The 4055-nt window shown below is 39.5% G+C and carries 5 protein-coding genes; all 5 read right to left on the bottom strand.

What is annotated here, in order from left to right; all coding sequences use genetic code 11:
- Nucleotides 1–228, bottom strand: a 228-nt coding sequence (locus FWE37_09260; GenBank protein ID MCL2521166.1) for a metal ABC transporter permease, incomplete at its 3' end; no start/stop codon positions are given.
- A gap of 17 nt (nucleotides 229–245) precedes the next feature.
- Nucleotides 246–1034 (bottom strand): hypothetical protein, encoded by a 789-nt coding sequence (locus tag FWE37_09255; GenBank protein MCL2521165.1) that lies wholly within the window; start codon nucleotides 1032–1034, stop codon nucleotides 246–248.
- A gap of 21 nt (nucleotides 1035–1055) precedes the next feature.
- Nucleotides 1056–2003 carry a zinc dependent phospholipase C family protein gene (locus FWE37_09250; GenBank protein MCL2521164.1) on the bottom strand — a complete coding sequence of 316 codons (948 nt, stop codon included), beginning with the start codon at nucleotides 2001–2003 and terminating at the stop codon, nucleotides 1056–1058.
- Nucleotides 2003–3268, bottom strand: coding sequence for an MFS transporter (locus FWE37_09245; protein MCL2521163.1), 1266 nt, complete (start codon nucleotides 3266–3268; stop codon nucleotides 2003–2005). Before FWE37_09245 ends, FWE37_09250 begins: the two co-directional genes overlap by 1 nt.
- Nucleotides 3269–3430: 162 nt before the next feature.
- On the bottom strand, nucleotides 3431–3865 hold the full coding sequence (locus tag FWE37_09240; GenBank protein ID MCL2521162.1) for a hypothetical protein: 435 nt from the start codon (nucleotides 3863–3865) through the stop codon (nucleotides 3431–3433).
- Nucleotides 3866–4055: the final 190 nt, after the last annotated feature.

The following is a 4055-nucleotide window of genomic DNA, read 5'->3' as shown; positions in this document are numbered from 1 at the left end:
CACATCGGTTAAAAGCCCGCTGACTAAGCCAATGGCAATGCCGGTAAAAGCCCCGTGCCCTAAGGCATCGCTAAAAAAGGCCATACGTTTGCTCACCACCATACTGCCTAAAGCCCCAAACAGCGGGGCCGAAAGCAAAAGGGCCAAAAAAGCATTTTTCATAAAATTAAAGCTTAGCCACTCAAACGGTAAAACAACATCGATGAGGCTATAAAGAAAATTTATCATTAAATTACTCTTTTTATTTAAAGCTCACCAATTTTAATTAAATTAACTTGACTGACCGTAAAGCCGGTAGCCTCTGCTATTTTTTCTACCTCTAACCCTGCTCTAATCATTGTTAAAGCGCTTTTAACTAAGTTTTTATTTTTATTAATAATTTCTTCGGCTTGCTTTTGATTTTCTTTGGCAGCCTTTTTTACTTCTTTTTTGGCTTTTTTTACCTCGCCCATCGCTTCTTTCGCCGTTAAATCGGCAAAGTTAGCATCGGCTTTTAAATTTTTCATTACGCCTTTAGCTTTTAAACTCATGCCTTCTAGTTTATTAGTTATAAGCACATAGTCATAAACATCTATCCCTATTGTTTTAGCTGCTCTAATAAAGTTTATAACATTTTCTTTGGTTTGCTCGCTAAAATCCGGCGGTAAATCACCCAAACAATTATGCACCAAAATGACTTGATTAGCAATATAATAAGAAAAACCACGATAAGCCATACGCGGCAGCACATGACTTTCCAGCGAATTGCCGATGGCTACCAAATCGATAAAACGTAATTTTCTATCATCATTAAAGCCAAGCGTCCAAAAATGCTCGTAGCTGCCGTCAAAAATTACTTTGCCCAGCTGCCAGATGGGGGCTCGCTTATTCTCAAACCTAACCATTTGGCTGGAATCATCGGGGTTAAGCGGCTCCTTAAAACCTTTTATTTTAAGTTCGCGGCTTAAAATAGATTGCATAATCCCCATAATATCTTCTGGGGTGTCGATAGGCCATCTTTTTTCGGCTTCTGTTAATTCTATACTGTAAGACATAGCTTATTATACCCTAGTTGATTAATTTTGTCTAGCTTGCTCGTTTATAATAAATAGTTCTTCGCTATTAATAACTTTAAAGTGGTTCATCGCCTCAGCTTTTACCCCTGCCACGCCGGTATCAAGGTTAGCGCCTACAAGCTGGGTAAAATCTTTTTTAATAAAACATTCATTAATTTGCTTTACCGTAACGCAAATTAGCTGTACGGTCATATCAAATAACTGCTCAAAAGAGGCCGTTAAGGCCTCGCCGGTAACGGCATGCTCATAAGTAAACGGTTGCTGCCATATTTGCCCGGCCGCCTCTTTTGATTGTAGGGGGTTAGGCAAGCCGCTGTAAAAAAGCGCCACTAAATTAGGACTAACTTTAGCGGCTACCTTAGCTAAAAATTGGCTAGGGTAAAGGCTATCAAAAAAAGCATGTATTTTAATAGCTTTAGGGCCGTAAACTTTAGGCGGCTTTTCGCCAAAATGCACGGCATTAAAGGCCGCTGCCAGCTGCTTTAAATTAACCTGCTTAACCAAAGTTTTGAGGGGCGGCAGCGGACCAAACATCGTTATTAAAGCCATATCCATTAAACTTTCTAACCTAAAATGGCGGGCCATCGCTAAACCATCGGTGGTTTTATAGCCGCTAAAATGATAAACCATCGGGTGAAAAACGGTATCGGCGCACACGTGCGTTAATGCCCCTATTAAATAACTTAAACCTTCTTCGGTTATTTTATCTGTCTTAAAATAATCGGCAAAAAAAGCTAAGGTGTTAGAACGGCTATGGGCATAACTGCGATAATTTTTAATAAAACCATCTTTACTAAAAAAAATTTCGTAGTTAAAAAGAGCATCGGGCGCCACACTGCCCAGTTGATAGGCCGCTGGGTAGGTATGCACCAGCCTAGCGGCCTCGCCCTCCGTTAATAAAGGCAGGGCCGCTAAAGCTAAACGGCGGTGTAACCCCTCTTTAGCCATTACTCTTCAGCCACCTCGTGGCTAAGAGGCATTTTGTAAGCCTTATGAAAAAGAATAAGACCAACAATAAACATTCCCAGCAAGCTTAACATACCAAAGGTATAACCGCCGAAACGCCAAGCGCCAAAGGCAATAAAGAGCGGCCCGATAATGGCGGCAAATTTGGCAAAAATATCGTACAACCCAAAAAATTGGCCGGCTTTATCACGCGGGATAATTTGGGCAAAGTAGCTGCGGCTAAGTGATTGTATTAAACCAATAAACATAGAAACCAACACCGCCATAACCACAAATAAAGGTAAACTTAGGGCGCTGTCATCGGCTAAAAGGGTTACAAAAGTAGCCAGCGATACCGCCACCATATAAACAATAATCGATATGGTAATTAACCGGCGAATGCTGTACCTGCTGCTTAACCGGCCTAAAAAGATGGTGGAAGGAATAGCTACTAACTGCGAGCCTACCAAAACAATGAGCACCCTATCCTCCGGGATACCAACACGTAAGGCAAAATCGACCGCTACTTTAAAGATAGTGCCCACGCCATCGATGTAAAAAAAGAAGGCTAGCAAAAAGATAAAGATTTTTTTATATTTACGTGCCTCTTTAAAGGTTTGTAAAAGGCGGTTAAAACTTTTAACTACCGGCTTAGGTTCGGGAGCAATCCCATATCTTTGTTTAACATTTTTTAAAAAAGGAATAATAAAAATAAGCCACCAAGCCGCCGTAATAGCAAAGGCAAAACGAATGGGCATTATCTCGGCCTGATAAAGGACCACCGCAATAATAAACGGAATAAGCCCGCCGATGTAGCCAAATCCCCAAGAAAAACTGGATAATTTATGCATATTTTCTTTGGGGGTAACGTCCATGAGCAAGGCATCGCCAAAAACAACGCTGCCCGCCATACCAATGGCCGAAATAACATACAAAATAAGGGCGTAAACCCATGCGCCGCCCTGTATAGTGGCCATAAGCCCGGTACCAATTAAACCAATAATTAAAAAGAAGGTAAAAAACTTCTTTTTAAAACCTAAGTAATCGCTAATGGTGCCCAGCACAGGCGCCAACAAAGCCATTAAAATGGCATAACCACTGTTAGCCAAATTTAAAAAAGTGGTTGTTTCGTCGCCGGTTAAACCGCCCTCTCTAGCCACACTATTAAAAAACATGGGGAAAATAGCTGTGGTTATCATAATAGAATAAGCGGCATTGGCAAAATCGCACATAATCCAGCTGCGTTCTAACTTATTAAATTTTGTCATATTTTTTACACTCTATAATTAAGTTGTAAAAATAGTAGCACTGTTTAATAAAAAAAGCAAGACAATTATTAAGTAACAAGTAATAAGGAGTAATTAAAAACTAATAATTGAAAGATGAAGTTTTTAATTCTTAATTATTAGTTTTTACTTATTACCTGTTCCCTAAAGTAAGGGCACTCCCTGAAAAAAGAAGTGCAGCACAATTAAAGCCAGCCCTATTAAACCGATAACTACTTTATTTTTAATGGCTATATCGATAAAAGCTTGCTCGGCCTTGCTTACGGTTTGCCCTTCTTTTAAAGGATATTTAGCGCGAAAAGCATCGTACAACATTATTTTAGCCATTAATAACACGGCTAAACAAGGTAATAAGTTACCAATAAAGGGGATTTGGCCCGGCCCAACCCAAAACATGTGCACAAGGCTAATGAGGGTGGCCACAATAGCGATGATAACCCCGATAAAATTACCGGCGTTTACGCTGTTAATTTCTTTATCTTTAAACCTTAACTTTACTTCAAGCTGAATAATACTGCTTGCTAAAATTAAGCCGCACAAAGCCCCGCTAATAATAAATAAAAAAAATAATTGAAACATTTTGGTACCTCTTGTTTAACTTTAGTAACTATTTAGTTAATCGACCTTACTAGGGAAATAATTAATTATTAATTTTAAAGTGTAGCTATAGCCCTCCGAAAGTTGTGTACTAAGGAGAAACACTATGCCCAATCAATTAAACCACGCCGTAAAAATTATTATGCAAAACTACCCCATCTTTCCTGCCGGT

The organism is Spirochaetaceae bacterium (assembly GCA_009784515.1).
GTDB lineage: Bacteria > Spirochaetota > Spirochaetia > WRBN01 > WRBN01 > WRBN01.
Note: the sequence above shows the minus strand (reverse complement) of the source record. Positions and strands in the feature narration are given on the sequence as shown.

What these genes read in the sequence shown, in the direction of transcription:
- FWE37_09245 (MCL2521163.1), bottom strand. Translation starts at nt 3,268, where the DNA reads ATGACAAAATTTAATAAGTTAGAACGCAGCTGGATTATGTGCGATTTT.
- FWE37_09250 (MCL2521164.1), bottom strand. Translation starts at nt 2,003, where the DNA reads ATGGCTAAAGAGGGGTTACACCGCCGTTTAGCTTTAGCGGCCCTGCCT.
- FWE37_09255 (MCL2521165.1), bottom strand. Translation starts at nt 1,034, where the DNA reads ATGTCTTACAGTATAGAATTAACAGAAGCCGAAAAAAGATGGCCTATC.
- FWE37_09240 (MCL2521162.1), bottom strand. Translation starts at nt 3,865, where the DNA reads ATGTTTCAATTATTTTTTTTATTTATTATTAGCGGGGCTTTGTGCGGC.